Raw genomic sequence first — 25,667 nt, 5'->3', positions numbered from 1 at the left:
ATGCCTCACCGTTCTCCAAGTCCTCCCCACCTGCCCTACCCTGTTGTGGCCTGGAAGTCGGCCGTGACGATCCTCATCATTGCCCCCTGCGCCATGACAGCTTTGGGCTTTTGGTTGATGATGTTCATGATGAGTCCCTGGTCATCTCGATCCGGTTCCCCGACTTGGGCGGTCTCACTGGCTCTGGTGACACCTGTTCTTCCCTGCCTAGTGGTGTATGCCGCAGCGGTCTACATCTGGATGGAAAGGCGTACACGCCTCGTCACCCTGGTGCTCATGACAGGCATCATCGCCCTTTCTATGGCACTGTATCATTTGGGCCCGAAACTTCTGCAACAGGCCACTTCCGAATCCGGCCCAGACACTCTTCGCCTCAACTCAGGCTTCATGCTTTACCTGCTTGTCTCAGGCTGGCTGCTGTGTCTTTGGGAAACATGCCGACCACGCAGGGCTGCAAAAGCCGCCCTGATCAGGCAACCCGCCGACGCCTAACCAACAAAGCCGCAAAACCGAGCATCACCAGCACCAGCCGTGAAGGCTCAGGCACCAGGGCGATGCTGAGGATGCCACCGGTGTAAAGCTCGCTGAGATCCCAGGTCAGGCCACCGCTCAAAGTTGGCAGATCCATAGCTGTAAAGCTGCCGCTGACAGGCTCTGTAAGGCCTGACCAGTCGAAGATTTTCCAGGAATCATTTGCGGCAAAACCCGTCATCCCGTTCGGATTGCTGACCCGCAGGGTGATGTCCGTGCCGAGGCTGACCCGGCCCAGGATCACCGCCAGGTCTGCCGCCGTGCTCGTCAGCGTGTTGTCGCCCAAACCCGCGCCACTGAAAAGATCAAAGGCAAAGACGGAACCCGCCTGCAAGGACAGGCTGCCAGTGCCACTGGTGGTCAGGATTAGATCCGCCGCCGTTGGACTCGATAAGGTGAAGTCCCCCACGCTCAGCGTGCCTGCCACAATCGTGATGGAGTTGTTCAATGCCGGGGCCATGCGCCCAGTGCCGCCGAGAGTCGCCCCTGGATTGACCAAGACCGGTCCCGTGCCAGTAGCCGAGCTGAGGGAAGCAACATTATTGGCCAAAAGGCTGCCGCTTTGCACCACCGTATTGGCATAGGCATTGGCATCACTGGTTAGGCGAGTGACACCCGTCGTGGTGTTGTCAATCCGCAGAGTGCCCGTGCCCGTGATGGCCTGCGGCATCGTGAGGGTGTCGCTGCGTTTGGTGCTGAGGATCGCGGTGGGGGCACTCAGAAAAATCTCTGTGCTGGCCACACTGCCTGTCGTGCCGCCATTGCCAAGCTGGAGCAGGCCATTGCTCACGGTGGTGCTGCCCGTGTGCGGGCTGTCGCCAGTGATGGTCCATGAGCCGGTGCCATATTTTTCAAGGCTCGTCGTTGCGACAGAGGCATTGCTGATGCCGGCGATCTCATTCGCGCCGACCTGGGTGCCGCCCAGGCGCAGCGTGCGTGGCGCTGTATTGCTGCCTTCTGAAAGGAACTGACTGGTGAACTTCACCGTGCCTGTGCCGTTGTTTTCCAGATTCGCCAAGACGGAAAAAGTATCGCCGATCACATCCGAATTGGTGATGCGAATGATGCGGTCCGTCACGGAATCCACACTGCCGATGTAACGCAATGTTGAGACAGCCTGCACAGTTGCTCCAGTCACCGTGGCCCCGGTCATGTCAATGATGGCGGATTCCGCATTCTGATCGCCACGTCCCAGGGAGCTGGGCAGCCCGGCATTCGCCAGCAGGGTGGCTTCAATGACCCCGGCCAGCATGGTCGTCTTGCCTTTGTAAGTATTGGCAGGCCCGAGAGTCGCCACCAGCGAACCGCCTGTGGTGAGGCGGAAGTTTAAGTTATCTTCATTCACCCCGGTCCCGCCGAGCATGCCTGCACGGAAGTCACTGGCCACGGTGTTGTTATCCAGGGTGAAAGTGGAGTACGCCGTGGCACCGCCCACCACGGCATTGCCCGTGCCGGTGCCATCCGTGCGCAGCCAGTCCACTGCCAATGAGACGGCCGTGCTGCCGCTACCCAGCTTCAGCACCCCACTGGTGCTGCCCGCCCCCAGGGTCACTTCCGAGCTGGCCGAAATGTTGCCCGAGCGCAGATGGAGCATCCCATTCACCACCCGTGTGGTGCCCGTGTAAGTGTGGGAAACCGTATCGAGATACACCGTGCCCGGACCCGTTTTAGTAAAGCCCGTGGTGGAACTGGCGGTGGCATTGTTGGCAATGACGGAACTGATGATCAAACCCGCCGCCGTGTTGTTCTGGATTACCATCAGATCTGCCACAGAAGAAGAGATGTTGGTGGAGCTGCTGCGCAGGATGCCGCCGCTGAGGGTCACATCGGTGGCTCCGGCCCCCTCCCCGACGAGGATGCCTCCTGTCGAGAGAATCTTCCCCGCAGCAATCGTCACCGCGCTGCCACCCGCTGTATTAAAGCGCACCGTGCTTGTGGTTAGGTTATCCGGCACACTCACGGTCGCCGTGGTCACATCGGCGTGGCCTGCAAGTGCCCCTCCTGAAGTATTCGTATAACCACCAGCGATGCTGGAGAGGCCCACAATGCTGCGCACACCACCGCTCAAGACGCCCGTGGCGGCCCAGTCGCTGGCACCCACGGTGGCAAAGGCCATGCTGTCACTGGTCAGCACCGCATTGTCCGCCCCGCCCGTGGTGGTCAGCGCACCGCTGCTGCCGGGGGTGAAACGCAGCATGGCTGCGGCGGAGGGACGGCTGATGGCTCCCAGGGCCACATTCACATTCGTCCCGCCGTTTTGCACCACCCGCAGTTCACCGCTGCCGGGACTGACGGTCACCGCGCCAAAAGCCTGGCCCACCGTACCGCCGCTGCGGCCCGTCACCTGCAGCACCCCGCCGCTGAAAATGGCAGGCACGCCCGAACCCAAAAGATTGTCCACCGAGGCCACTGGGGCGTTGGCAAAGTCCAGATTCAAAATGCCGCCATTTGCCGTGATGCTGCCATTCACCGTAGGACTGGCCCCGCGAATGTTTGCGCTGCCATTGCCGCTCTTGGTCACGCCCAGCGTGCCTGTGCTTGTCTTGGCGATGGGATCTGCCACATTGATGGTGCCATTGCCAGCAAAGGTGACTGAGATACTGGCCGTGCCGGAATGCAGGATCGAGTTCCCGCTGGCCACATCGAAGTTCAGCGTGCTGCCGGACTCGGCCTGGAGGCGCAGGTTGGCCCCCAAAGTCACCGTTCCAGACATCGTGTTGCTACCGCTCACGCTGCGGATCGCACCCTGATTCCCCACCCCCGTCCCGCTGACGTTCATGCTTTCAGGCGTAGTGATTCCACCGCTCAACTCCAGGGCAGCCCCGCTGCTCACCGTCGTCGTCGCGCCCGTTCCCACGGTGCCTAACGCATTGTTATGCGTGATGCGCAGCGTGCCTGCCGAGATCGTCACCGTGCCCGAAAAGATGTTATCTCCCCCCAGGACCAAGGTGCCGGTTCCCTCCTTGGTGATGGCTGAAGAAGAGGTGGTGGTATTGACCCGCCCGGTCACCGTGATGTTGCCTGCGCCACCAAAGGTGATGGGCACTGTGGCGGCGGAGATGGAAACCGCCGTCGCACCGCCTGCGGGACTCAGGATCAACTCCCCCGCATCCGAATGAATGCGCGTATTCGTGATGGCCACCATCTGCGTGGTGACGGTATTGGTGCCGCTGACATTCCGCAATGCCCCGGCCAGGTCCACACCACGGCCTGAAAGAATGATTTGCTCCGCCGTGCTGATGCCACCAGAAAGCAGCAGCGAAGCCCCGGTGAGGACCTGGGTGTAACCTGCCCCAGTGCCCAGGGCCGTACCGTGGCGGATCTCCAGGCTGCCACTGTTCACCGTCGTCTGGCCCGTGTAGCTATTGGCCCCTGCCAGCACCGTCTTGCCGGGGCCGTTCAGCAGCACACTCACAGCTCCGGTTCCATTGTTTTCAATGACAGAATTCACGGTCATATCCGATGTGGAAAAGTTGGTTAGGATCACCTGCCCCACCGTGTTATCCGCCCCACCTGCTGTCAGCTTCCCCCCGTTCACCGTAAGTCCATAGGCACCGCTGACCGCCTGAAAGCCGCCCACAGCCCCCAGCCGCAGGGTCTGCCCAGCACCCATGTCCAGAGAACGGCCTAACCAGGTATCCGTCATGGATACGGTGTTCAGGTTCGTTGTGCCGGGGCCAAAGGTCACCGCCTGGGTGGAAGCATTGCCTACTTGCAGGTTCGCCGCCGGGGCATCGGCCTGGACGGTGCCCGTAGCATGCACTGTATCGCCGGTGAAACCCGTGAGCGTGCCCGTCGGCGCGGCTGCCCAGGAGCTGCTGCCGCTGGCACTGGTGAAGGTGGCCCAGGCCCCTAGGAAAGGGGTGGGCACCGTCGTCGTGATGCTGCCAGAAACAGGTTCCTTGATGGAAAGCACGCCGTTGCCCGTGCGGCCCAGTGCTCCCAGGGCCAGATTCATGGTGCCCCCTGCCCCAGAGATGAGTTCGATCTCAGAGCGGTTTTGCGCCACCGTCACATCGCCAAAGGTCTGGCTGCTGGTTTCGCCAGCCTTGCCTCGCAGCCGCATCACCGTGGTCAGCGCGTGACCGCCGAAGAGATTCAGCGCCCCCGGGGTGACCCCATTGTAGAAGATGTTTGAAGCGGGTGCGCCCGCCGCAGCAAAATCGAGCACGTTAAGTCCCCCCTCTGCCGAGACTGGAAAGGTGGGGAAAGCAGGCACCACGGCACGGCCAAAGTTCGTCGACCCCGTGTAGGTATTTGCCGCCGTGTAGGTCATGGAAAGTGCCGCCGTGGCGGTGGTGGGCAGCAGCGCTGTGCGGGTGAAGGAGTAGCTGCCGCCCATCTCCGTGATCGGCGAGGTGATGAAGGAATTGATGACGTTGGTGTGCGTGTGGATGCGCGCATCACCAATGAGGGCCACACCACCTGCGAGGGTCACGCTGGAGTCCATGCGGATGGCCCCCCAGTTGGTCGTGCCGCCACCGCCGGCAATGCGAAAAGGCACATTGTAAGTAACATCCGTGCCTAACAGTTGCGCCACCGAGTTGGACTCCACCACCACCGCGGTAAGATTGGGGAAAATGGTCTGGGAACCGAAGCCTAGAAAGATCCCGCCCGCATCCCCCTTCAACGTCAGCAGACCCGTGAGGCCGGTGTTGTTCGCCGTGAAGCGAACGAAGCCAGTCGTCGTGCCACTGCTTTTCTGAATTGTCAGATTGTTGGCATTCACGGGCAGTAAAAAGTTCACCGCCGAGACGGCTGTGCTACTCCCTGAGGTGCTCAAATTACCGATGTTGATGATCGGCGCGGGTCCGGTGAGGTTTAGCGATCCGGTGCCACTGAAATGATAGGCTTGGTTCGTGGTGGTGGGAGCGGCGCTCAGTGGCAGGAAATCCAGACCTGTCGCATTGATGGCCGAGTTGACCGTGATGGTGCCGCCCACGGCACTGGAGGAACTGCCAAATTGGGCCAGCCCATCATTCCAGGTGGTGTTAGAGAGGAGCGTCGGGTTCCACCAGTTCGCCGTGCCAGTATCCCACACGCCAGCCCCGTTTTGCACTCCGTTTAATCCGGTATTGCCGTCAAAGACGAGCTGCCCCAAAGAGGGCACGGAAAAACTCATCAGCAGGGTCAAAAAAAGGCGCTTCATGGGTCACGGTGGGTTCCCTTTCCGTCCCTCGTGACCGTGGACATCCCTGAGCCGGAATGGCCGCTTTCGCGAGTGTGACAGTTGGGGGGTTAACCAACTGTTAAGCAGCGCCTGTGCCAGGATGTGACGTCCTCGTTCCACGAGGCCACATCCGGCACATTCGTATCAATAACCGTCAGGGCCTCGCAGCTTCGCCCCATTGGGGATCAACTTTCTTCCTCGGCACCGTCTTTCTCCAGGGCCTTCACACGGGCGGAGAGATGCGGCAGGCGATTGATGCTGGCCAGACGGCGGCGTTCATCCATCACCGGCACCGCCGGGAAGCCCATGTAGGTGGCCTTGCCCGCAGGGATGTCTTTCGTCACCCCACTGCGCCCGCCCAAGGTCACAAAGGAGCCCACACTCACATGCCCCGCCACGCCGGACTGCGCGGCAATGACGACGTAGTCGCCAATGATCGCACTGCCTGCAATGGCCGTGCCGGCGACGAGGATGCAATGCTTCCCGATGACCACGTTGTGACCGATCTGCACCAGGTTATCAATCTTTGTGCCTTCACCGATCCAGGTGCGGCCAAAACGAGCGCGGTCCACCATGGTCCCGGCACCGATTTCCACATCGTTGTCGATCTGTACAATGCCCGCCTGACGCACTTTGCGATGACGGCCTTTTTCAAATTCGTAGCCGAAACCATCCGCACCAATGACCACGCCGGAGTGCAGGATCACACGCTCGCCCAGTTCGCAGGCCTCATGCACGGTCACATTCGCAAACAGCTTCGTCCCAGCGCCGATAACGGCATTGCGACCGACAAAACAGCCCGCACCAATTTCCGCCCCATCGCCAATTTCGGCCCCGGTTTCGATCACCGCACAGGCTGCCACGGAGATCTTGCTGAGGTCCGCCTTCACACCTTCCGCAATGACGGCACGAGGATGAATGCCTGCCTCAAAAGCCGCTGCGTGGAAGCCATAGGTATCCACCACTTTTTCAAAGGCGCGGGAAGGATCCTCTACCGCGATGCAGGCCACCTTCTCCGGGCAGCCCTCCAGCCCCTTGGGCACCAGTACCGCTGTGGCATGGGTGGCCGCCAGCTTATCCCGATAACGGGCATCATAAAAAAAGCTCAGGTCCCCGGCTGCGGCTTCTTTAAGAGAAGCGAAGCCGGTGATGCGGGTGTCTGGACTGCCAGTGAGAAGTTGACCTCCCAAAAGTTCAGCCAATTCGGAAAGGGCGATGTTCATGAGGCCCGCCCTTTCTCACAATCTGGCCAGAAAGGCGAGGGCGAGTTGATCTTGAAGCGTGGATTTTTCTGCCTGCCAAACGGCGATTTGAGGACTCTGGGCGCAGCCTACAAAAAAGGCCTTCTCGAAGGAAGGCCTCTCATGTTTCATGACAGTGCGATGAAAAGCGTGATCACGCACCACAAGTGACGTGGCAGGCCGGGGCCAGTTCCCGCACTTCGTCTGCCACCGGGGCGCTCATGTCGGGGTTCGGCTGCTGGGCGCTGAGGCCCAGTGCCTGGATGAGCGCCAGATCTTCCTCAGCCTGCGGATTCGCCGCGGTCAGCAGCTTGTCACCGTAGAAGATAGAGTTGGCACCGGCAAAGAAGGCCAGGGCCTGGGCTTCGCGGCTCAGATTCGTGCGACCTGCGCTGAGGCGCACCTTTGCACGCGGGATGGCGATGCGGGTGACGGCGATCATGCGCACGAGCGAGAAGCTATCCACCTGCACATTGCCGCCCAGCGGGGTGCCCTTCATGGGCATCAGGGCATTGATCGGCACGCTCTCTGGATGCGGATTGAAGTTGCTGAGCACTTCCAGCATTTTCAGGCGGTCCTCGATGGTTTCGCCCAGGCCGAGGATGCCACCAGCGCAGACGGACATGCCCGCATCCTGCGCATGGCGGATGGTGCTGAGGCGGTCTTCAAAGGTGTGGGTGCTGACGATGTTCGGGTAGTGTTCCGGACTCGTGTCAATGTTGTGGTTGTAGGCGGTGACGCCGGCTTCCTTCAGAACGGCGGCTTCTTCAGCGCCAAGTTGGCCCAGGGTCACGCACACTTCCATGCCCAGGGTGGCCACGTCTTTCACGATGTCCACCACCTGGTCAAACTTCTGGGTGCCCACACGCACGCCCTTCCAGGCCGCGCCCATGCAAAAGCGGGTGGAGCCACTGGCCCGGGCTGCCCGTGCGCGCTCCATGACATCGGCCTTCTCCATCAGCTTCTCCGCCTGCACACCTGTGCTGTAGCGGGCGCTCTGGGCACAGTAACCGCAGTCTTCACTGCAACCACCGGTCTTGATGCTCAGGAGGGTGCAAAGCTGCACCTCGTTGCCGGTCCAATGCTCTTCATGGACGGCACGGGCCTGCTTGATGAGGTCAAAAAAAGGCTGGTGGTAGATGCGATGGAGGTCGGCGTAGTTCATGCGCTAAATGCTGTGACGCCTTTGCCACGAAACCGCCGCGAGGGCAAAACGAATTTGGGATTTCCGCCTCCGTTGCCCGAAATCTGCCCAGGCACTACTGCGTCCAGCGTCCGCCCTGCCCCAGCGCCACCTTCCAGCCGCGCAGGTGCATGAAGGAGTAGTCCGTCTTGCCGATCGCGCCGATCATCGGTGCCCCGGTGGCCTTCTTCCAGGCCCGGCTCATGCTTTCCCCCGTGTGGCAGCCCCAGCTCTGGCAGTAGGCCCCACGGGCAAAGGCGCTGCGGTTCAGCCTTGGCAGGTCGTTTTCATGCAGCCACGTGGTGGAGGCCGCATACACGTCGGAGCTGTAATCAAACAGGAAACAATACTTGTTCGAGTGGCCGAAGAACTCGAAACCCGAGATCTTGCTGCGGGCACGGGACACGGAACCGCCGCCCCGGTTGATGTAATTGATCACGTCTTCCTTCGTGCGGAACCACACCAGATTGATGCCATAGGTGCTCTGCACCGACTCCACGTGGCTGGTCAGCGGATCGCGATCCTCCCCCGCACGGCGCAGGTAGGCATCCCGATACACCAGCCAGGTGATGATGGTGCCCTTCGGCTGGGTGCGCTGCAGTTCCTGCATACGCACACGGGCCGGGCGGACGAAGTTTCCCCACCAGCGGTCATGCTGCTGCGCGGGCTGGCGCAGGTCCTCCCACTTTCTCAAAGCCGGGCCGCCAGAACAGATGATGTATTCATTCTGGGCCTGGGCAGCGGTGCAGGAAAGCACCAAGGTCACCAGGAGGAGAAGCGCGGCTCTGACCAAATGGGGGCGTGTGGACATGGCGGTAGATTAAAGACAGCCCGGCAGCATAGGCAATGCCTACTTCAGGGGGACCAGGTTGAAATCCTTGAACTGCACCTTCATCGGCGGACCCTGGTGGATCTGCAGACCCAGCAGGCCTTCCTTCGGTGCATTGGCGGCGTCTTCATCCGTCACGTCGATGGTCTGCTGACCATTGATGAAATGCTGCACGTGGTTGCCCTTGGCGACGATTTTGTACTCGTTCCAGTCTTCGCTTTTGATGCTGGCCTGGATCGCCTCGCTATCGCCCACCGTGCCGGCTTTTTCGACCACGGTCTTTTTGCCACCGTCAGCCGCCGGCTTGATCACCGTCTTTTCCCCGCGCAGGGCCAGGATGCCACGGCCCTTTTCCTCATAGAGGATGCCGCTGTATTTCTTGCCCGCTTCAAAGTCGGCCTGGTAACCGCTGAGCACCGGGCCAAAGGCACCGGCGGCGAGTTCCTTGCTGCGATACTGCACGCCGGAATTGCCCTTCTCGATGCGATATTTGAAGGTTAGCTCAAAGTCTCCCACCGTGCCGCCTTTCCAGACGAGGAAGGTGTTGTGCTTGATGATGCCCTTGGTCGGGTCCGCCGGGTCCGGTGGCGTGATGCCCGTGATGGTCCCCTCCTGCACACTCCAGAGGTCCTTGTTCCCCTCCCAGCCCGTGAGGTCTTTGCCATTAAAAATCTGGACAGGTTCAGCAGCGGAGACGGCGAAGGCCAGCGCGGCAAAGGCAGGAATGAGGAAACGTGCTTTCATGGTTGGAGAATGGCCCGTTGTAACGTGCCACCCGGAACTTGTCTATCGGATTGCAGCGCCAGATCGCGTTTGAATGATTTGTGCCGAGGCGGGGCTGCATGTGGAGGATGCGGTGTTCTCCGTCTTAGTTGACGAGCCTCTCCCTTAGCCCCCCAGCCGCCCTCGGAGTCTGAGGACCACACCGCGTCATCGCCTTCTTTCCACCAACTTATTGAGGAAGGCTCACATCTGGAAAATGATCTTTGATGTAGTTAAAAAAGTCCTTCTCTGCTGTTCCCTTGAGAATCTGGGCATAAATTTCCTTGTACACTTTGAAGCAAAGCCCAACGGATTCTTTTTTAGTCGGCGGTTTCCGAAACCCCTCCAAAACATCCCAGTGCACCAGAAACTCCCACAGTGGTTGCAGGTTCGTTGATCCCTTTTCTAGTGGCAATACCCCCACATTGCTAAACTTGGAGCTGTAATCCCCCGTTCGGGTTCGCAGTTCCCAAAGACTGTCTTGTCGATACTTGTCCCTGCAAACGAGGATAAGATATTCTTGTCGAGATTCCCCAGCCTTTTGAAGGTCCTCTTTGAGAGTAAGTTCAATAATCACATGACATAAAGCGTATTCAAAAACTGCCTCTTCTAAGTACACCGCCGTAAAAACCACCGGACGAACCTCACGCACCACACAGGCCCCAAAGAGGCCATAGGCTGAAATTTCACTCACAATGCCATGCATCACGCCTGTCCGATCCAGTGTGAGATCCATTTGGCCAGCTTCTACCAGCTCAAGATAGGTTGCGACACTGCCTCGAATAGAAGTGAAGAACAGGAAGACACATAAAAGAGCTTTTTTCATGGCAGCATGATTCACACTCCATTTCGGGTGCTAATGGCAAGCGCTAAACCATAACCTGTTCTTTTCTCCTCCCATCACAGCCCTTATGCTGAGTGACACATTCTCCCACCCAACAGCCAGACTGGATCCAAGCTCCTGCAATCAACCATTCGCCTCTGATTTCATGAAAAGGCCTTTCCTCTGCTTTCTCGCTCTCGTGGTGAGTTCATTCCTCCCGCAGGCCGCAAAAGCGGATGCGCCACCGCCGCCGAACCCCGCGCTGGATGCCGGGGATAAATGGCCCGCCAAAAGGAAACAGCTGGAGGCGGAATGGCTGAAAATCCTGGGTCCCTTTCCCACCACCAAACCGCCGCTGGACGCGCAAATCCTCTCCACGGAAATCCTTCCTGCTTCAGCGACTGATCCCAATTATCCGGTGCAGGCCGGGGACATCACGCGCTACAAAGTGAAGTTCCGCTCGGAAGTGGACGATTGTGGTGGATCGCAGTCGGACATCTGGATTTACGGCTGGCTGCTGGTGCCGGAGAGCGCGACGGACGCCTATGAGAAAAAGGGCCTCAAGGCACCTGTCGTCATCTGCTTGCACAGCACCACCTATGGCGCGGGGAAAAGCAGCCCTGCGGGTGTGGCGGGACGTTTTGCCTCCGAACCGAAAACCGGCTTTGTCGGTCGGCCCGATTTGGTGGGTCAGGACCCACGGTATAACAATGGCCTGCCCGATCCGAATGACCCTGAGGCCATGCAGGCTTACCTTGCCGGAGGGCGCGCCTCGGGCTTGCTGCTTGCCCGGCAGGGCTATGTCACCCTGAGCATTGACCTGGTGGGCGATGGCGACCGCATCGAGCCCGGACAACGTCCGCTGGACACCCGGCAGTTTTACAAGCGCTACCCGGACATCATGGCCGACGATGCCTGGTCCATCATCGGCAAGTGCATCTGGGATGTGATGCGGTCGGTGGACTACCTGGAGTCCCTGCCCTATGTGAACCCCCAGGGCATCGGCTGCACGGGCTGGTCCTATGGTGGGCACATCACACTTTTCGCCGCCGCGTTTGACCCGCGAATCGCCGCTGCCGTGCCGAATGGCGGGGTGATGGACTGGGACCGCCCGAAGTATCCACCGGACTACAAGGGCAAACCCAAGCCCAACGCTTGGTGCCGCCAGCCTTCCACCCTCGAACCCTGGACACCCTAGGGTGCCGAGAAACCTTCCAGCGGTGCCGAATCGCTGCGCCGATGGGGATTCATCCAAAACAGCGGCCCCGTGCTGTACATCCCGAAGTTCTACAAATACACGATGCCTAAAAACCGCGATGTGGAGCTGAAAGTGGGCTTTGAAAGCCTGATGATTCCACCTCGCCGCCCCCCGTCCCTCCCCTGCCCAACATTCCTGCCGACAAAGCGCTGAATATTGGGCCGCTGGCAAAGTGATCTGAGGTCTGCGCAGCAAGCGGAACCCAGAGAAAGTGGGTTTAAAAAAGCAGGTAGACCGTTCTCCTTACTTTTTTAGATTTCCGTGGAGGGTGTTCATTGCGCTAATCATACTCCACCGTTCCGAATATGATGCCAGCCTCTTTGCTGTAGGCGTAAATACAAGGCCACTTCTCGGCTGTGCGGAAGTATCTGATGCTTGATGAGCGACCATGCCACCAAAGGGCTAAGCGCCACCACAATGGACTCGATGGTGGAGCCTCAATGGAGGTCACAGCCGGGATACGGTCAAGCCAGGTAACTTCTTCTGGTGTGACACTCGCCTGATAATAGAGTGTAGAGTCAACGAATCCAACCCCCTCAGCATACATCTCACCCGAAGCTGGGAAGAAGCCAATATCCTTTAAACTCGTGTCGCCATCAGAAAGATAAACCCTTGCTGCATGGCGTGAGTATGTAATCCAAGACGCAGGCAGCAAGACGAGCATCAGCATAATAGCGAGAGTCAGTTTGGCTTTCGTGTTCATAGTCCGGGACTCGGTTGAGTTGGGCGGTTCTTTCCGGCGATAAGGCTGCCAAAAAAATCCAGAATCCGGCGCAAAGAATTCACGTCACCACATCCTGTAAACTTTTTGTTCTCGACACTGCAGGTCATCCAATCCGATTCGGAACGGTCCTCGTTGTGGCTACAGGTCAGGTGCTCAAGATCTGTGCCTGTAAGGTCTATGGTAACCAGCCAGCCGGGGTTATCGAGAGTGGTGATCTGGACTCCGTATGAATGTTCCCAGTCTCCGTTACAATGGGCCGCATACCAGGATTGCAAGGTTTCGAGGGTCATCGAATTAAAGGTTCTGTTATGTCTTCAACGCCATCCCCCACTCCGCCTCCTTAAAACCGACCAAATACACACCCGCCGTCTCATCCAGCGCGAAGGGGCGTTTCACGAGATTGCCGTTCTCCGCGAGCATGGAGAGGGCTTCGTCCGTGGACAGGGTGGGCAGTTTGTCCTTCATGCCGAGGGCGCGGTAGTCCTGGCCGGAGGTGTTGAAAAGGGGGCGGAGGTCATCGCCTTTGGCGGCGAGCATGGAGCGCAGTTCGGGCACCGTCGGCGGGGTCTCGCGGATGGCGATTTCCTGATGGGCGATGCCCTGGGCCTTCAGCCACTTGAGGGCATTCTTGCAGGTGGAGCAGCCCTGATAGGCATAGACTTTCAGCATACAAAAAGAGAGGGCTAAAAGTTACCAGCCTTTGGTGGCGGCACCTGCGCCGATGAGTTCTTCGGCTTCGTCTTCCACTTCCTCGCTGTCTTCTTCCAGCGGGGCGAAGCGCTCGGACCGGAAGCCGAGTTCCTGCTTCACGGAGGAGTGCGGGTCTTCGGGATTTTGCAGTTCCTTCAGCAGCACCAGGATGTCGAATTCGGCATCGGTCAGCTTCAGCTCCGCATCGTCATTGACGCTGAACTTCGGATTCGAGCGCCCCACGGAAATGGACCGGATGGTGTAGGCGCGGCCTTTTTTGGGCAGGGCGCGGTAGAGGTCATAGACCCAGGGCTCGAATTGATCGTTGATGCAGACGACTTTTTGGCCGGTGGTAAACATGCGGTGAGGGGGGGGAGGAAAAGCAGGGTTGGCCGTTGTTTGCAGTCGTTTGCGGGCGTTGGCAATGGTTTCTGGAGGCAGCCTCGCATTCGCTCACAGCTTGCCGCTTTCGCGCAGGTGCTGTTTCAGGCGGCGTTTCACCTCGGCGATGACCTCGGGTTTTTCCACGCAGCCATGCCAGTAGGGCACCACCACCTCGGTCCCGGTGGCGAGGTGGGAACTCGTGTAGGGTACGACTCGATCGCTGCTGTCCTCCAGCGGGCCTTTGCCAAACTGGCCGACGATGCTGTGATGCGGCACCGGAATGGGCTGTGCGTTCAGCGCCTTCAAATAAGGGTGCCGGGGCGACAGCGTGCCCAGGCTGACGAACCCAAAGGTGCCCCAGTCCCGCATCTGCGGGGTGAGGGAATCTATGTTCCCGGTGACGATCTCCTTCGCCAGCACCATGGAATCTGTGGGCAGACGAATGAGGGTGGAGAGGCGCGAGACGATGCCGCGATCTGCCATGGAGCTGCCCTTATGCGGCACGGCGATGAAGATGAGCCGCTTGATGTAAGGCTGCTTTTCAAAGCGCAGCGTTTCCTTCAGCCGTTGCAGGGTGGACTTGGAAACCATGAGCTTTTCCGCCTCGCAGTTGAAGTAGGCGTTCCACAGGCCATCGCCGCTGTCGATGGTCTGCATCCGGCTGAGCAGGCCGCCCATGCTGTGGCCCACCATGACCATGCGGTTCATGCCAGGGTCATCGCCCTCCGGGTCCAGCCTCGCGCGGGCCTGTTCCAGCGATTGACGGAGCTGCCAGGAGGTGGCGGGCACGGCCATGCCGGAGGGGTAAAGGAAGTACCAGGGCTGGTAGTGCGCCCGCAGTTCAGGATCGGAGTAGATGGCGTTGATCGTGTTGTACCAGATGTGGGGGTCTGACATCAGCCCATGCACGAAGACCACGGGGATGCGGTTGGGATCATAAATCTCCAGGCGATAAAGCTCGGCATCGTCCAGCACCTTGTCTGGAAACAGCAGGCCGGTGAGGGAAAAACGGCGTAGGAAACCATCGTTGAGCGCCAGCTCCTTCGAGGCCGTGTAGTTCGCCGCCAGCGTGGTGCTGCGCCCGGCCACGGTCGCTTTGGGCTGGCGCAGAGGATTGTAAAAATGCAGGTGGCAGGCACGCGGCTGGTCGGCCTGGGGCGGGTCAAATTCCAGCACCGCCGTCAGCGTCAGTTGCGCGCCGTTCAGCGGCATCATCGGGTACTTCGCGGCCAGTTCTTCCGAATGCAGCACCTGCCCGACAACAGGCACGCCCAGCCCAGGCTCGATGACCGGTTCACAATCCCGTGAGATGCGCACCCTATCCGCCAGGATGAGGCGGTCTAGGCTCGCGGGCGACACCTCCAGGGGATTTCCAGGTCCCGGCTGCAGGTTCACCGCATAGCTGCCTTTCTTGCCTTCAAAAACGGTTCCGGTTTCCCAATCACGCGGCAGTTCCCCGCGCGCCCAGTCCTTCAGCATGAAGCCCAGCGCACGCTCATAGGCGGCCTCGGCCTGCTGCTTTTCCTGGCGGCTGGCACGTGGATCTTGCATCGCATCCCAGGCCTCCGCCGCACGCTCCAGATTCACGCTCACGCGCCGCTCCGTCAGGCCGGGCCAGGTCCATGCGGGCTCGCGCACCCGCGGGGCCTTGGGCGGGCCGATGCAGCTAGCGAGGAGCAATAGAGGAGCACAGAAACAGAGAATGTGGCGGGAGAGCACCCCGGATGGTGGGATGGGCGGCCCGCAGAGCAAGTGCTTTAGAAGCAGGACTGTAACAAAAAAGCGCTCCGGAAAACCGGAGCGCCAGGAAAGCATGCGTGCAGACGAAGGTCAGTTCACCGTCTCCACCGCCACCGTCTGGAGCGGGAAGGCAAAGCTATTGAAATAACCGGTCTCGAGATTGGCGATGTCATTGTCCGCCCCGCCATCAATCAGGATGGTGCTTTCAAAGAAGCTGCCCCGGTTAACCGCCGCACCGGTCCCCCCAGCGGTCACGATGTCATCACCTGCCCCGAGGAGGATCTTCACCGCGCCCCTGAAGATGGAGACTTTGCTGCCAGCGACCGTATCCAGCACCACTTCATCCCCACCGGCTCCGGTGGACACTGAGTAGGCCATGTCAAGAATGCTATCCTGCACCTGGACATAGGCCCCTGCGGACCCCAAAAGGTTGCCCGTCACCTTGCCCTGGACATAGGATTCCCGGATGTAAAAATTATCGGTCACTGTGGCATTGCTGGAGTGCAGGATGCTTCCAAGGACCGAGGCATCGCGGATGGACAGGTCTGCATTGCCCGTTCCCATGACGCTGGTGATATTGCCCAGCACGGTGATCGCCGTGGAGGTTCCGTCAAACTTTCCGATATCCAGAAGATCTTCGGCGGTCCCGCCAGTGTAGCTGACATTGCCCACCCTGCCGACGACGGGGTTAAAAGTGCCTGTGTTGTAGCCATTGCCGAGCTTGAAGGTGAGAGCTCCGTTGATGGAGGCAAAGTCACCGCCGATAGCAAAACTGTCCCCGCCGCCGCCACCAGCGAGATTGACAGCCCCGCCAATGGTGACGGACGGAGCCATGACATTCAGGCTGTTGAAGCCGTCACCCGCCTTGACCGTCAATCCTTTCGCTATGGCGATCTGCCCACCCGAGGAGGTCAGGCTGAGGGCATCGGTGCCCGTGGTGCCTGTGTAACTGAAGCTGCCCAAGGTCAGCAGTGAAACATCGAAAGATGAGATGCCATTGCCACCTGCGCCCGCATTGAATGCGAACGCACCGCCGATCATCACCTCCCGTGAAAAGATGACGGAATCCGCCCCCTTGCCGCCTGTCACCGCGAACCCTCCGGCCACACGGATGCTATCGGTGACGAAGTTGCCCAGACGCAGGCTCATCGCGCCAGCCCCCGTGGCCTTGATGGAAACAGATCCCTCGATGATAAGTTCGGTGTTGGAGACATCATAGTTGTGACTATCACCGGCAATGCCAGTGGCCAGGATGGCCAGACCGCCATGCAGTGTCGTGTCACCAGAAAGGCTGAAGGCGCTGTTGCCTGAACCGAAATTCAGGTTCAGCGCTTTGGTGAAGGTGGAGTCCACCAGCGTCACCGTATCCACCCCGATGCCACCTTTGAAGGTGATGCCGCCGTGGAATCCTTCGGCGATGCTGAGGTCATCGTTGGCGTTGCCCCCATCGAAGGTGACGGCCCCCAACGTGCTGCATTGGAACAGGCTCAGCGTATCGTTGCCATCTCCGCCAAGGATGGAAACGGTGCCTCTCATTTCCAGGCCGTTCAGTTGCAGGTTGTCATTGTCACCGCCCAGGTTGGCCTTGATCGAATTTTGCACGGCAATCGTGGTGGAGCTGAAAGGCGCCCCCGTGCCATTCAGAGTGAACTGTGTGCCTACGCCGCTGATGGTCCAGGCGCCAAAACCCGTATCCACCACCTCGATGTTGTTCGCACTTGCGTCCCCAGTCAGCGTCAGCACGCCTCCAGAAACGGTGATATTCACAATGCCGGCCGGAGCTAGCCGAGGTTCGAGTGATTCCAAAACAGACGTTGGAAGAGGCAGCGTTTTCATAGGTCAGAAATCCTGGCAGGCGGCCCAAACGACAGCCCTCACTCAAGAGAATCCCTGAAGGGGCTTCCAGGTATCACTCCCAGCGCACATTCTAACAAACTTTTTAACAGACTTTCTGATCTCTCGCCTTGCGGCTCACCTTCGCCTCATAGGCCCGGCTGTAGCGCATGAAGGTGAAAAAAGCCGTGGCCACCGCGATCCAAAATCCAGGAAACCCATCCAGAAACCCGCGCCGAAAAATGTAAGCGCGGACAAAGCGCCACCAGGGCCGGAAGGCCACGGCCACCACGGACCAGCCGCGGCCAGAGGCCTTTTCATGATCGGCAAAGACATCCGTGTAAACCACATGTTTGTCCAGGTAGTGTGCCATATCGGTGAAGGAGTAGTGGTAGAGATCCCCCTTCAGCGTGGTGTGGGGGCCATCCACCACCAGGCGCTCATGCACCTGGCTATTGGCGTGGCCTTCCCAGCGGCCTTTGTCGCGGCGAAAGAGGCGCACTTTTTTGTCCGGGTACCAGTCGCCATGGCGGATCCAGCGGCCCAGGAACCAAACCCGCCGCGCCATCCAGGCCGCGTCAAAACGACCAGCATCTCCCTGGTCAAAAAAGGCTCGGATGGAGGCCAGCAGCTCGGGCGACAGCTCTTCATCACAGTCCAGGGCCAGGATCCAGGGCTGGGTGCAGAAGCTGTTGCACAGGTTTTTTTGCGCGGAAAAACCCAGCCACTCCTGGTGGGCAAAGCGTGCGCCAAACTCCGCCGCCACGGCGGCTGTGCCATCGGTACTGCCACTGTCCACGATCACGATCTCCTCCGCCAGCCCCACCGCACTGGCCAGGCAGCGGCGCAGATTGGCCTCCTCATTTTTGGAGATGATGGCGATGGAAAGCGGGTACGGCATGTCGGAGGGGGGATGGAAGAGGAGGAATGGCAAAATGAAAACGGAAAAGTCTCTCTGTTTGCAATCCGTCGCCAGCAGCCTTCATGTCTCCCCTTGCCTGCTGCGTCCACTCATCCCTCCCCTTCCCCACGCACCCCCGCCTGGCTGTGGCCGCACACGCTCAGCCTGGAGGCCCCGCTGGTGGCCATGCTGTGGCTGGCGGCGCTGGCCCGGATGGATGACCTGGCCCTCATGCCTGGGGTTCTCCCCGGCCTGGGCCTCGCCGTGTGGCTTATCTACCTGGCAGACCGCGTGCTGGATGCCTGGGGCGTGCCCGAGGCGGCACTGAGCATGCGCCACCTGTTTTACCGCCGGTTTCGCTGGCCGCTGGTGCTGGGTGTCATCCCCACAGGCACGGCCTATCTGCTGTGGCTGGCCCTTTGGGTGGTGCCCTCCGGCCTGCTGGCCCACTCCCTCACCCAGGTGCTGCCCATCGCACTTTACCTGGTGCTCTACTCCGTCACCAGCATCCGCGTGCGCCGCTGGCTGCTGCAGGCTGGCATCCTGCTTCTCCTGTTCTTCATCAATGCCCTGCCCATCCCGCTTTCCGTGCGGGTGACCATCTCGCTGCTCATCGCCACCGGCACCCTCATCCTCATCAGCCTGCGCTGGCATGAAAATCTGGAAAATTACTTCCGCAAGGAGCTCGCCGCCGGGCTGCTCTTTGCCTTCGGCTGCACCACCTGGACCCGTTTTCACACCCTGGGCAGCGAGGGCCCTGAAAACTGGGTGCAACTGATCCTCCTGGGCCTGCTTTTCATCAGCAATCTGGCCACCATCAATGCCCGTGAAGCCAACTCTGAGGAAAACCGCCGCCGCGCCCAGAGCACCCTGCGCGGCTCCATCGCCCTCTGCCTTGTGGCGCTTTTGGCAATCCCGCTGGACTACCTGCCCGCCACCCTGCTGCCCCTCAGCCTCGCCATCGGCGCAGGGCTCATCGCCACAGAGATCGTCTGGCAAAACCGCCACCGCCTGTCGCCGGAGGCCTTTCGCGTCTGGGCAGACATCGCCGTCGCAGCCCCCGCCCTGGTGGTGCTGCTGCTACCGGCCCACTCCACCGCGTGCTGCCAGTAAGCAACCGTGAGAAGTTAAACAAACTTTGTGCAGGATATCAGAGGTGCGTTAAATTGCGCTTCCCATGGATCCCCTGATTCAACTCCTCCAAATCAATTCAAACCGCTCCACCAGCGAGCTGGCCCAAATTCTGGGCCTCACTGAAGACGAAGTCGTGCGCAGGATGCGAGCGGCCGAGGCGGACAAGACGATCCTGGGTTACAACGCGGTTGTGGACAAACACAAGGCTGGCCATCGCGGCGTCACGGCTCTGATCGAGGTGCGCATCACCCCCGAGCGCGAAGGCGGCTTTGACCGTCTGGCGAAGCGCATTGCCAAATTCGACCAGGTGCGTGAGTGCTTCCTCATGAGCGGCGGCTATGACCTCGCCGTGCTCGTTGAGGGCAAGGACCTCCTCGATGTGGCGAACTTTGTGGCGGAAAAACTGAGCACCCTCGGCGGTGTGCTCTCCACGGCCACCCACTTCCAGTTGAAGGCCTACAAGCAGTCCGGATTCCTCGCGAATTCCGGGGACGACGAAGAACGTCTGCCCGTCAGTCCATGACCTTAGTCTGAGAGGCCCAACCAAATGGATTACAACAGCAAAATTTCGACCCAGATCCGCGAACTCCCGCGCTCTGGCATCCGGGACTTTTTCGAGCTGGTCATCGGCCGCAGCGATGTGATTTCGCTGGGTGTCGGTGAGCCGGACAAACCCACCCCCTGGCCCATCCGCGAAGCAGCCATCCGCTCGCTGGAAAAGGGACAGACCAGCTACACCTCCAACCTCGGGCTGGAATCCCTGCGCATCGCCATCAGCGGTTACGTGGAGAACCAGTTCCGCACGAGCTACGATCCCAAAAAAGAGATCCTGGTCACCGTCGGCGTCTCCGAAGCCCTCGACATCGCCTTCCGCGCGATGCTGAACCCCGGCGACGAAGTCATCTATCACGAGCCTTGCTACGTCTCCTACTCCCCCAGCATCAAGATGGCCTACGGCGTGCCCGTGGTCGTCGAGACGCGGGAGGAAAACAAATTCGCCCTCATGGCGGCGGATGTGGAGAAAGCCATCACGCCGAAGACCAAGGTCATTGCCCTGAACTTTCCCACCAACCCCACCGGCGGCGTCATGCCGCCCGAGGAGCTGGAGAAGATCGCCGCCCTGGCCGTGAAGCATGATTTGTTAGTCTTCACCGACGAGATCTACTGCGAGCTACTCTACGACAACCAGCAGCACAAGAGCATTGTCGAGTATCCCGGCATGCGCGAGCGCACTGTGCTCCTGCACGGCTTCAGCAAGGCCTTTGCCATGACGGGCTGGCGTCTCGGTTATGCCTGCGCCCCCGCCCCGCTCATCGAGGCCATGATGAAGGTGCACCAGTACTGCATGCTCTGCGCCCCCATCCTCAGCCAGGTGGCCGGCATCGAAGCCCTGAAAATGGGTGCCAGTGCCTATGAAGACATGCGTCAAAGCTACGAGCAGCGCCGCAATGTCATCGTTAGCCGCCTCAATGGCATGGGCCTGCACTGCTTCAATCCCGGCGGGGCGTTCTACGTCTTCCCGGAGATCCGCAGCACCGGCCTCACCAGCAAGGAATTCGCCATCGGCCTGCTCGAGAAAAAGAGCGTCGCCGTCGTCCCCGGCACCGCCTTTGGCGCCGCCGGTGAAGGCTTCGTCCGCTGCTGCTACGCCACCGCCCCAGAGCTCATCGTCAAAGCCATGGACCTCATGGAAGAGTTCGTGAACGAGGTGCGGAAGTAGCCAAAGGTAGAACTCAGTTTATACATTCAAGGAGGTGTCATTGCTCAGCAGTGACACCTCTTTTTATGCTGCCTATCAGCCGATATTCAGATTTCACATAAACCAAGACCTGGACAGCAGGGTTTCAAAAAAGGTAGGTTGGTTTTAATGCTGATTCGCCCACACCCTAGCTTTTTAGCCTCTCTCTATCTGATCCTGGCATTTGTGGTGCCTAACAATGATCTGAGGGGTCTCGATCCTTTCCATTCGGATGCTGACTGGAAGGCATACCAAAAAAGGATGCTAGAACAACGAGACCATGAGAAGCCTGTTTTTCGTCGCCCCGTTCCCGGCTCTTCACAGGTCACCAAAATTCAGACCCTACCCATGTCTTCATTTGAGGTGAACAAGATGCCCGTCACTGAGGCTCTAAACCTTTGGGCAAATTTTTGCTCGAAAGAGGGCTTGAGGCCTTCTTTGTTTGTTTCCAACGAAGTCACAGGAAAGACGGTGTCCTTGGTCTGCCGGGAAAAAGGGCAGACTGCAGCCAGCGTCTTAAAGCAGCTCTGCGACGAGGCACAAATGGTGGTCAATATCAGCAACGAAGACTTTTTGATCGCCTTCCGTGATCCCACACTCAAAGACCGCCCGACTCGCTATCAACTTTGGCTTTTGAGTGATTCCCTGCACCAGCATTGGTTTGCCAAGACCAAGGCCGATCCCGATCAATGGCATGCTGTCGAAAGTGACTTGGAGCGACACGGCCTCATCTTTCCAGCGGGATGCTATGCAGAATACTTGCCGAACAAACGCGCTTTACTGGTGGTTCATTATCCGGTCGCTCTCAGCATGCTGGAGACAAGAATCGAGGAAAGTGAGGCCGAAGAAATGATCAAACAGCTAAGAGACAGTCAGACGACCAAAATAGACGAAGGAGGCAACTCTCTGCAGTTGAAAGCCTTCCACCTAACCAAAGATCAAACCAAATCATTGTCAAAACACCTCATTTCGGCTGGCAAGATCCAGCCTTTTATGGCTTCAACGCAGACCGTGCTGAAAGGCTATGGTCTAAGCACACCGCTTGGCAGCAGCGCCTGGTTGGACAGCTCCAAAAACTGCCTTTGGGTGCTCAATAGTTCAGTCAACATCGAGCTTTGTACCCGTGAATTGTCGCAGTGGCTCAAAGCCGCAGACAGCTTCCATCAGAAGCCTGAATAACCGAAAGTTTCACCCTGAATGGGCATCCCTGTAACAGCCTGTTCTTCCTCCACGTTCTTACCCCATGCTCCGCTCCCTCCTTCTAGTCTCCATCGCCCTCTTCCCCAGCCTCCTCCCAGCTCTCGACACCCCCAAGCTTGACGCCATCAAGCCTGCCATGGAACAAGCAGTGAAGGCCAAACAAGCCGCAGGCATCGTCACGCTGGTGATGGAAAAGGGGAAGGTGGTGCATCACGAAGCTGTTGGGCTGGCCAATATCTCCCAGGGCAAGGCCATGGGCAAAGATGCGTTGTTCTGGATCGCCTCCATGACCAAGTCCATCAACGCGACTGCCGTCATGATCCTGGTGGAAGAGGGCAAGCTGTCGCTGGATGAACCAGCCTCCAAATGGCTGCCTGCCCTGGGTGAAGCCAAGCTGGCCGATGGCACGACCCCGGAGAAAGCCATCACCCTGCGGCACCTGCTGAGCCATACGGCAGGCATCGCCTTCCCACCGCGCAAGGCGACGGACGGTGCCTCGTCCCTGAAGGCTTATGTGAACGAGCTGCTCAAAGCACCCCTGGCCTTTCAGCCCGGCAGTGACTACGAGTACGGCTTTGGCCCCACGGTGACTGGTCGCATCGTCGAGATCGCATCAGGCATGGGCTACGCCGACTTTCTGCGCACGCGCATCTTTGAGCCCCTGGGCATGAAGGACACCGACTTTTATCCGGATGACACTCTGCGCGCCCGCATTCCCGGTACCTACACGATGAATGAGGACACGCATGAGTTGCAGCGCGCCTACAATCCCTTTGTCACCAGCGATGCCGAGGTCCATCGCACGCCGGAGCCGGGCGGAGGCCTGTTTTCCACCGCTGCGGATATGGGCCGCTTTTATGCCCTGATCGCCGCCGGAGGTGAACTGGAAGGCGTGCGCCTGCTGTCCGCCAAATCCATTCAAGAAATGACCACGCCGACCTCTGCCGGTGGTCGGCCACTGCCCTATGCCTTTGGCTGGCAGGTGAACCGCCAGGACCAACGCGTGTGCGGGGCCATGCCCGTGGGCAGCTTTGGCCACGGCGGTGCCTTCGCCACCAATGGCTGGGTGGATGCGGAGCGCCAGATCGTCACTGTCTTCCTAGTGCAAAACGTCCTCGTTCCCGATAGTGGCAAACCCCGCGATGCCTTCCAAAAAATCGTCATGGAAGCCGCCGGCGTGGAGGTCAAACCACCGGCGAAGAAGAAGGCGGCGAAGTGATCTTCTGGCCACCTTTCATTTGCAGATAAAGCCCCAGGGCCAGCAGGACCACATCGCGAACGATGAGTTCCACATAGTTGCTGCTGGCCTCGCTGCTGCCGAAGCAGCCGCACTGGATGTCGATGCCCCGATACCAGGAGATGCCAATGGCCACCAGAAAGGCCAGCAGGCTGGCATTCAAGACCAACAGACCTCCCTTGCGCAAGACACCCGTGATCACCGCCAAGCCGGAGAAGATCTCCAGCCAGGGCAGAAACATGGCCAACCAAGCCGCATACGGATCTGGCAGCAGATCAAAGCTGCGCACATCCATCAAAAACAACCCCGGATCCCAAGCCTTCACAGCTCCGGCATAGACGAAGACGCTGCCGAAGAGAAGATGAAGGAGGAGTTTGAACATGAGGTGGCAGAAGAGAAGTCAGCGGAAAATCAGTGACGTCCATCTCCATACGAAGGACGACGCTTTTGATGCTTTACGACGAGCACTTTAATCCGCTCAGCCTCCACGCGGTACAGCATTTTGTATGGGAAGCGTTTGAACTGGGCCAGACGACGCCCTCGGCTGGCAAAACCCCAGCGCTGAGGGTGCCGCTGAATGGCCGCAATCATCTCCAAAAACTCTTTGAAAAACTGATCACCCAAGCCAGAGGAGGCCTCCTCATAGTAGTGCCAGGCCTGATCAAGATCGGCCTGCACAAGCCTGTGATAAACAACCTTCACCGACGGCGACTGTTGATGAAATGCATCATGCCCTCATGGGAAAGTGTGGCAGTCGGATCCGTGTCCATTTCGGCCTCACGCTCATCCGCTATCGCTTCCAGTTCGGCGTCTTGAGTTTCGACCAAGCCCGTGGAGAGATCGGCCAACAGCAACGAGACCAGTTGCCCCTGATCCATGACAGGCAGCCCGCGTGCGGAGGCGTAGAGAGTGTCCAAAGTCACAGGCATAGGGAGAACCTAGTCACTCAATCCCAAAAATCAATCTCCACCTCACTCCTCCTCCGGCAGCAGCAGCGCGATGGCGGCAGCGGGAATGAAGAGCAGGCCGGCATAGTAAAGCGCAAGACGATAGTCGCCCACCGGGACGTAGAGCTTGAACATCACGGTGCCTGCGGCGGCGACGATGCGGCCAATGTTGTAACAGAAACCCGCCCCGGTGGTGCGCAACAGCGTGGGGAAGAGCGGCGGCAGGCACATGGTGAAGAGGCCGAAGACGCCCTGGCACAAACCAATGACGGCATACCACCAGAGCATCTGCTGGTGCGTCCATGTCTGCGAAAAGGCCGTCAACATACAGATCCCATAGGCCAGCAGCATCAGCGTGATGGCCCGGCGATAACCCATGATCTTCGCCGCTGCTCCGGCCACATAGTTGCCGATGATGGAGCCCACCATGATGTACATCAGCGCCACCACCACCGCGTTCGTTTGCTCCGGCCCCGTGAGATTTTTGACCTCGGGCAGGGCGCGGATGAGGCTCTGCTGCCAGAACATGAAGGCCCAGTGCGCCGTGAGGGACACCGCACAAATGATCATCACGCGCCACGTCGTCCCGGCCACCTTTTTGCCAAAGAGCTCTCCAATGCGCGGCGGTTTGGTCCCCTTGCGGGCTTCCTCCCACTCCTCCGTTTCAGGCACAGCCTTGCGGATCCACAGAGTCAGCAAGGCTGGCAAAATGCCGACCAGGAAGATGGTGCGATGGCTTTCATCATCCTTCAGCAGCCATCCGGCCAGACAGGCCAGCAGCACCCCCATATTGACGGCCGTTTGCAGCGTGGCCGCAATCCAGGGCCGCCATTTCTTCGGCCAAGTTTCAGACAGCAGGGAGGCCCCCACGGCCCACTCACCGCCGATGCCCAGGGCGGACAGGAAACGGCAGATCAGCAGGTGCCACCACTCGGTGCAGAAGTAGGAGAGGCCGGTAAAGCCCGCATAGAAAAGAATGGTCAGCACCAGCGTGCGGCTGCGGCCCAGGCGATCACCGATCCAGCCGAAAACCCCGCCGCCCAGCGCCCAACCCACGAGGAAGGCAGCCTGGATGATGGAAGCCTTCGTATCCACTTCACCCGAGGGGGCCGCAATGCCATCCTTCATCAGCAGGGCCGCGACAAAAGGCGTGGCCACTAGCGTGTAGATGTGCATGTCCAGGCCATCGAACAGCCAGCCGAGCCAGGCGGCGAGACCTGACTTTTTTTGGTGCGAGGACAGGTCCCGCAGGCGGGTGATTTCTTGGGGCGCGGCAGGCTGACTCATGAATTGGGGCGCGAGCTTTTAACATTTAGCCCCCGGTGGCAAGTCTTATGGCAGA

24 protein-coding genes are annotated in these 25,667 nt (G+C 59.5%); 7 read left to right on the top strand and 17 right to left on the bottom strand.

Annotated features, from left to right (window positions below; genetic code table 11):
• Positions 1 to 492, top strand: coding sequence for a hypothetical protein (locus ABEB25_RS23155; protein ID WP_345738835.1), 492 nt, complete (start codon positions 1 to 3; stop codon positions 490 to 492).
• Here the strand turns inward: ABEB25_RS23155 and ABEB25_RS23150 are convergent.
• The 6 genes from ABEB25_RS23150 to ABEB25_RS23125 all read right to left on the bottom strand — a co-directional run bounded on the left by ABEB25_RS23150 (position 470) and on the right by ABEB25_RS23125 (position 10,542).
• On the bottom strand, positions 470 to 5,680 hold the full coding sequence (locus ABEB25_RS23150; RefSeq protein WP_345738834.1) for a beta strand repeat-containing protein: 5,211 nt from the start codon (positions 5,678 to 5,680) through the stop codon (positions 470 to 472). The genes ABEB25_RS23155 and ABEB25_RS23150 overlap by 23 nt on opposite strands.
• A gap of 206 nt (positions 5,681 to 5,886) precedes the next feature.
• Entirely contained in the window at positions 5,887 to 6,924 is a 1,038-nt protein-coding gene (lpxD, locus tag ABEB25_RS23145; protein WP_345738833.1) for a UDP-3-O-(3-hydroxymyristoyl)glucosamine N-acyltransferase, read from the bottom strand.
• Between the two features lie 172 nt (positions 6,925 to 7,096).
• Complete coding sequence (bioB, locus tag ABEB25_RS23140; RefSeq protein ID WP_345738832.1) at positions 7,097 to 8,107, bottom strand: biotin synthase BioB; 1,011 nt, start codon at positions 8,105 to 8,107, stop codon at positions 7,097 to 7,099.
• Positions 8,108 to 8,201: 94 nt separating this feature from the next.
• Complete coding sequence (locus ABEB25_RS23135; protein ID WP_345738831.1) at positions 8,202 to 8,936, bottom strand: hypothetical protein; 735 nt, start codon at positions 8,934 to 8,936, stop codon at positions 8,202 to 8,204.
• Positions 8,937 to 8,975: 39 nt separating this feature from the next.
• Positions 8,976 to 9,698 carry a 3-keto-disaccharide hydrolase gene (locus ABEB25_RS23130; protein ID WP_345738830.1) on the bottom strand — a complete coding sequence of 241 codons (723 nt, stop codon included), beginning with the start codon at positions 9,696 to 9,698 and terminating at the stop codon, positions 8,976 to 8,978.
• Positions 9,699 to 9,906: 208 nt separating this feature from the next.
• Positions 9,907 to 10,542, bottom strand: coding sequence for a hypothetical protein (locus tag ABEB25_RS23125; protein WP_345738829.1), 636 nt, complete (start codon positions 10,540 to 10,542; stop codon positions 9,907 to 9,909).
• A 163-nt stretch (positions 10,543 to 10,705) separates the two neighbouring features.
• Between ABEB25_RS23125 and ABEB25_RS23120 the strand changes: the two genes are divergently transcribed.
• Positions 10,706 to 11,737 (top strand): alpha/beta hydrolase family protein, encoded by a 1,032-nt coding sequence (locus ABEB25_RS23120; protein ID WP_345738828.1) that lies wholly within the window; start codon positions 10,706 to 10,708, stop codon positions 11,735 to 11,737.
• A 340-nt stretch (positions 11,738 to 12,077) separates the two neighbouring features.
• On the opposite strand, the gene ABEB25_RS23115 is transcribed toward ABEB25_RS23120, so the two are convergent.
• The 7 genes from ABEB25_RS23115 to ABEB25_RS23085 all read right to left on the bottom strand — a co-directional run bounded on the left by ABEB25_RS23115 (position 12,078) and on the right by ABEB25_RS23085 (position 18,069).
• Positions 12,078 to 12,500, bottom strand: coding sequence for a hypothetical protein (locus ABEB25_RS23115; protein ID WP_345738827.1), 423 nt, complete (start codon positions 12,498 to 12,500; stop codon positions 12,078 to 12,080).
• Positions 12,497 to 12,811, bottom strand: a complete 315-nt coding sequence (locus ABEB25_RS23110) for an immunity 53 family protein (RefSeq protein WP_345738826.1) — start codon at positions 12,809 to 12,811, stop codon at positions 12,497 to 12,499. The genes ABEB25_RS23115 and ABEB25_RS23110 overlap by 4 nt, the downstream gene beginning before the upstream one ends.
• 16 nt (positions 12,812 to 12,827) lie before the next feature.
• On the bottom strand, positions 12,828 to 13,190 hold the full coding sequence (locus ABEB25_RS23105) for an arsenate reductase family protein (protein ID WP_345738825.1): 363 nt from the start codon (positions 13,188 to 13,190) through the stop codon (positions 12,828 to 12,830).
• 21 nt (positions 13,191 to 13,211) lie between these two features.
• Positions 13,212 to 13,571, bottom strand: a complete 360-nt coding sequence (locus ABEB25_RS23100) for a hypothetical protein (protein WP_184206905.1) — start codon at positions 13,569 to 13,571, stop codon at positions 13,212 to 13,214.
• Positions 13,572 to 13,664: 93 nt separating this feature from the next.
• Positions 13,665 to 15,410 carry an esterase/lipase family protein gene (locus ABEB25_RS23095; protein WP_345738824.1) on the bottom strand — a complete coding sequence of 582 codons (1,746 nt, stop codon included), beginning with the start codon at positions 15,408 to 15,410 and terminating at the stop codon, positions 13,665 to 13,667.
• Between the two features lie 15 nt (positions 15,411 to 15,425).
• Positions 15,426 to 17,171 (bottom strand): beta strand repeat-containing protein, encoded by a 1,746-nt coding sequence (locus ABEB25_RS23090; protein WP_345738823.1) that lies wholly within the window; start codon positions 17,169 to 17,171, stop codon positions 15,426 to 15,428.
• 103 nt (positions 17,172 to 17,274) lie between these two features.
• The gene (locus ABEB25_RS23085) at positions 17,275 to 18,069 is read right to left on the bottom strand and encodes a glycosyltransferase family 2 protein (protein WP_345738822.1); all 795 of its coding nucleotides are present in this window, start codon (positions 18,067 to 18,069) and stop codon (positions 17,275 to 17,277) included.
• 93 nt (positions 18,070 to 18,162) lie between these two features.
• Between ABEB25_RS23085 and ABEB25_RS23080 the strand changes: the two genes are divergently transcribed.
• From ABEB25_RS23080 to ABEB25_RS23060, 5 genes are all read left to right on the top strand, one after another.
• Positions 18,163 to 19,182: a hypothetical protein gene (locus tag ABEB25_RS23080; protein ID WP_345738821.1), complete on the top strand. Its 1,020-nt coding sequence runs from the start codon at positions 18,163 to 18,165 to the stop codon at positions 19,180 to 19,182.
• 64 nt (positions 19,183 to 19,246) lie between these two features.
• Positions 19,247 to 19,726, top strand: coding sequence for an Lrp/AsnC family transcriptional regulator (locus ABEB25_RS23075; protein WP_345738820.1), 480 nt, complete (start codon positions 19,247 to 19,249; stop codon positions 19,724 to 19,726).
• A 24-nt stretch (positions 19,727 to 19,750) separates the two neighbouring features.
• Positions 19,751 to 20,923 (top strand): pyridoxal phosphate-dependent aminotransferase, encoded by a 1,173-nt coding sequence (locus tag ABEB25_RS23070; protein ID WP_345738819.1) that lies wholly within the window; start codon positions 19,751 to 19,753, stop codon positions 20,921 to 20,923.
• A 147-nt stretch (positions 20,924 to 21,070) separates the two neighbouring features.
• Positions 21,071 to 22,120 carry a hypothetical protein gene (locus ABEB25_RS23065; RefSeq protein ID WP_345738818.1) on the top strand — a complete coding sequence of 350 codons (1,050 nt, stop codon included), beginning with the start codon at positions 21,071 to 21,073 and terminating at the stop codon, positions 22,118 to 22,120.
• Between the two features lie 64 nt (positions 22,121 to 22,184).
• Entirely contained in the window at positions 22,185 to 23,360 is a 1,176-nt protein-coding gene (locus tag ABEB25_RS23060) for a serine hydrolase domain-containing protein (RefSeq protein ID WP_345738817.1), read from the top strand.
• Here ABEB25_RS23060 and ABEB25_RS23055 read toward each other — a convergent pair.
• Genes ABEB25_RS23055 through ABEB25_RS23040 form a run of 4 tightly spaced genes read right to left on the bottom strand, consistent with a single transcriptional unit; the run spans position 23,326 to position 25,612 of the window.
• The gene (locus ABEB25_RS23055; RefSeq protein ID WP_345738816.1) at positions 23,326 to 23,760 is read right to left on the bottom strand and encodes a MauE/DoxX family redox-associated membrane protein; all 435 of its coding nucleotides are present in this window, start codon (positions 23,758 to 23,760) and stop codon (positions 23,326 to 23,328) included. The genes ABEB25_RS23060 and ABEB25_RS23055 overlap by 35 nt on opposite strands.
• Before the next feature lie 29 nt (positions 23,761 to 23,789).
• Positions 23,790 to 24,080 carry a type II toxin-antitoxin system RelE/ParE family toxin gene (locus tag ABEB25_RS23050; RefSeq protein WP_345738815.1) on the bottom strand — a complete coding sequence of 97 codons (291 nt, stop codon included), beginning with the start codon at positions 24,078 to 24,080 and terminating at the stop codon, positions 23,790 to 23,792.
• Positions 24,077 to 24,307: an addiction module protein gene (locus ABEB25_RS23045; RefSeq protein WP_345738814.1), complete on the bottom strand. Its 231-nt coding sequence runs from the start codon at positions 24,305 to 24,307 to the stop codon at positions 24,077 to 24,079. Before ABEB25_RS23045 ends, ABEB25_RS23050 begins: the two co-directional genes overlap by 4 nt.
• Positions 24,308 to 24,349: 42 nt before the next feature.
• Complete coding sequence (locus tag ABEB25_RS23040) at positions 24,350 to 25,612, bottom strand: MFS transporter (protein ID WP_345738813.1); 1,263 nt, start codon at positions 25,610 to 25,612, stop codon at positions 24,350 to 24,352.
• Positions 25,613 to 25,667: the final 55 nt, after the last annotated feature.

The organism is Prosthecobacter algae, assembly GCF_039542385.1.
In the GTDB taxonomy this organism is placed as follows: domain Bacteria; phylum Verrucomicrobiota; class Verrucomicrobiia; order Verrucomicrobiales; family Verrucomicrobiaceae; genus Prosthecobacter; species Prosthecobacter algae.
This window is presented reverse-complemented; position numbering and strand designations above follow the sequence as displayed.

Coding starts and splice junctions, on each gene's coding strand:
- ABEB25_RS23155 (WP_345738835.1), top strand. CDS start 1: ATGCCTCACCGTTCTCCAAGTCCTCCCCACCTGCCCTACCCTGTTGTG.
- ABEB25_RS23150 (WP_345738834.1), bottom strand. CDS start 5,680: ATGAAGCGCCTTTTTTTGACCCTGCTGATGAGTTTTTCCGTGCCCTCT.
- lpxD (WP_345738833.1), bottom strand. CDS start 6,924: ATGAACATCGCCCTTTCCGAATTGGCTGAACTTTTGGGAGGTCAACTT.
- bioB (WP_345738832.1), bottom strand. CDS start 8,107: ATGAACTACGCCGACCTCCATCGCATCTACCACCAGCCTTTTTTTGAC.
- ABEB25_RS23135 (WP_345738831.1), bottom strand. CDS start 8,936: ATGTCCACACGCCCCCATTTGGTCAGAGCCGCGCTTCTCCTCCTGGTG.
- ABEB25_RS23130 (WP_345738830.1), bottom strand. CDS start 9,698: ATGAAAGCACGTTTCCTCATTCCTGCCTTTGCCGCGCTGGCCTTCGCC.
- ABEB25_RS23125 (WP_345738829.1), bottom strand. CDS start 10,542: ATGAAAAAAGCTCTTTTATGTGTCTTCCTGTTCTTCACTTCTATTCGA.
- ABEB25_RS23120 (WP_345738828.1), top strand. CDS start 10,706: ATGAAAAGGCCTTTCCTCTGCTTTCTCGCTCTCGTGGTGAGTTCATTC.
- ABEB25_RS23115 (WP_345738827.1), bottom strand. CDS start 12,500: ATGAACACGAAAGCCAAACTGACTCTCGCTATTATGCTGATGCTCGTC.
- ABEB25_RS23110 (WP_345738826.1), bottom strand. CDS start 12,811: ATGACCCTCGAAACCTTGCAATCCTGGTATGCGGCCCATTGTAACGGA.
- ABEB25_RS23105 (WP_345738825.1), bottom strand. CDS start 13,190: ATGCTGAAAGTCTATGCCTATCAGGGCTGCTCCACCTGCAAGAATGCC.
- ABEB25_RS23100 (WP_184206905.1), bottom strand. CDS start 13,571: ATGTTTACCACCGGCCAAAAAGTCGTCTGCATCAACGATCAATTCGAG.
- ABEB25_RS23095 (WP_345738824.1), bottom strand. CDS start 15,410: ATGCTTTCCTGGCGCTCCGGTTTTCCGGAGCGCTTTTTTGTTACAGTC.
- ABEB25_RS23090 (WP_345738823.1), bottom strand. CDS start 17,171: ATGAAAACGCTGCCTCTTCCAACGTCTGTTTTGGAATCACTCGAACCT.
- ABEB25_RS23085 (WP_345738822.1), bottom strand. CDS start 18,069: ATGCCGTACCCGCTTTCCATCGCCATCATCTCCAAAAATGAGGAGGCC.
- ABEB25_RS23075 (WP_345738820.1), top strand. CDS start 19,247: ATGGATCCCCTGATTCAACTCCTCCAAATCAATTCAAACCGCTCCACC.
- ABEB25_RS23070 (WP_345738819.1), top strand. CDS start 19,751: ATGGATTACAACAGCAAAATTTCGACCCAGATCCGCGAACTCCCGCGC.
- ABEB25_RS23065 (WP_345738818.1), top strand. CDS start 21,071: ATGCTGATTCGCCCACACCCTAGCTTTTTAGCCTCTCTCTATCTGATC.
- ABEB25_RS23060 (WP_345738817.1), top strand. CDS start 22,185: ATGCTCCGCTCCCTCCTTCTAGTCTCCATCGCCCTCTTCCCCAGCCTC.
- ABEB25_RS23055 (WP_345738816.1), bottom strand. CDS start 23,760: ATGTTCAAACTCCTCCTTCATCTTCTCTTCGGCAGCGTCTTCGTCTAT.
- ABEB25_RS23045 (WP_345738814.1), bottom strand. CDS start 24,307: ATGCCTGTGACTTTGGACACTCTCTACGCCTCCGCACGCGGGCTGCCT.
- ABEB25_RS23040 (WP_345738813.1), bottom strand. CDS start 25,612: ATGAGTCAGCCTGCCGCGCCCCAAGAAATCACCCGCCTGCGGGACCTG.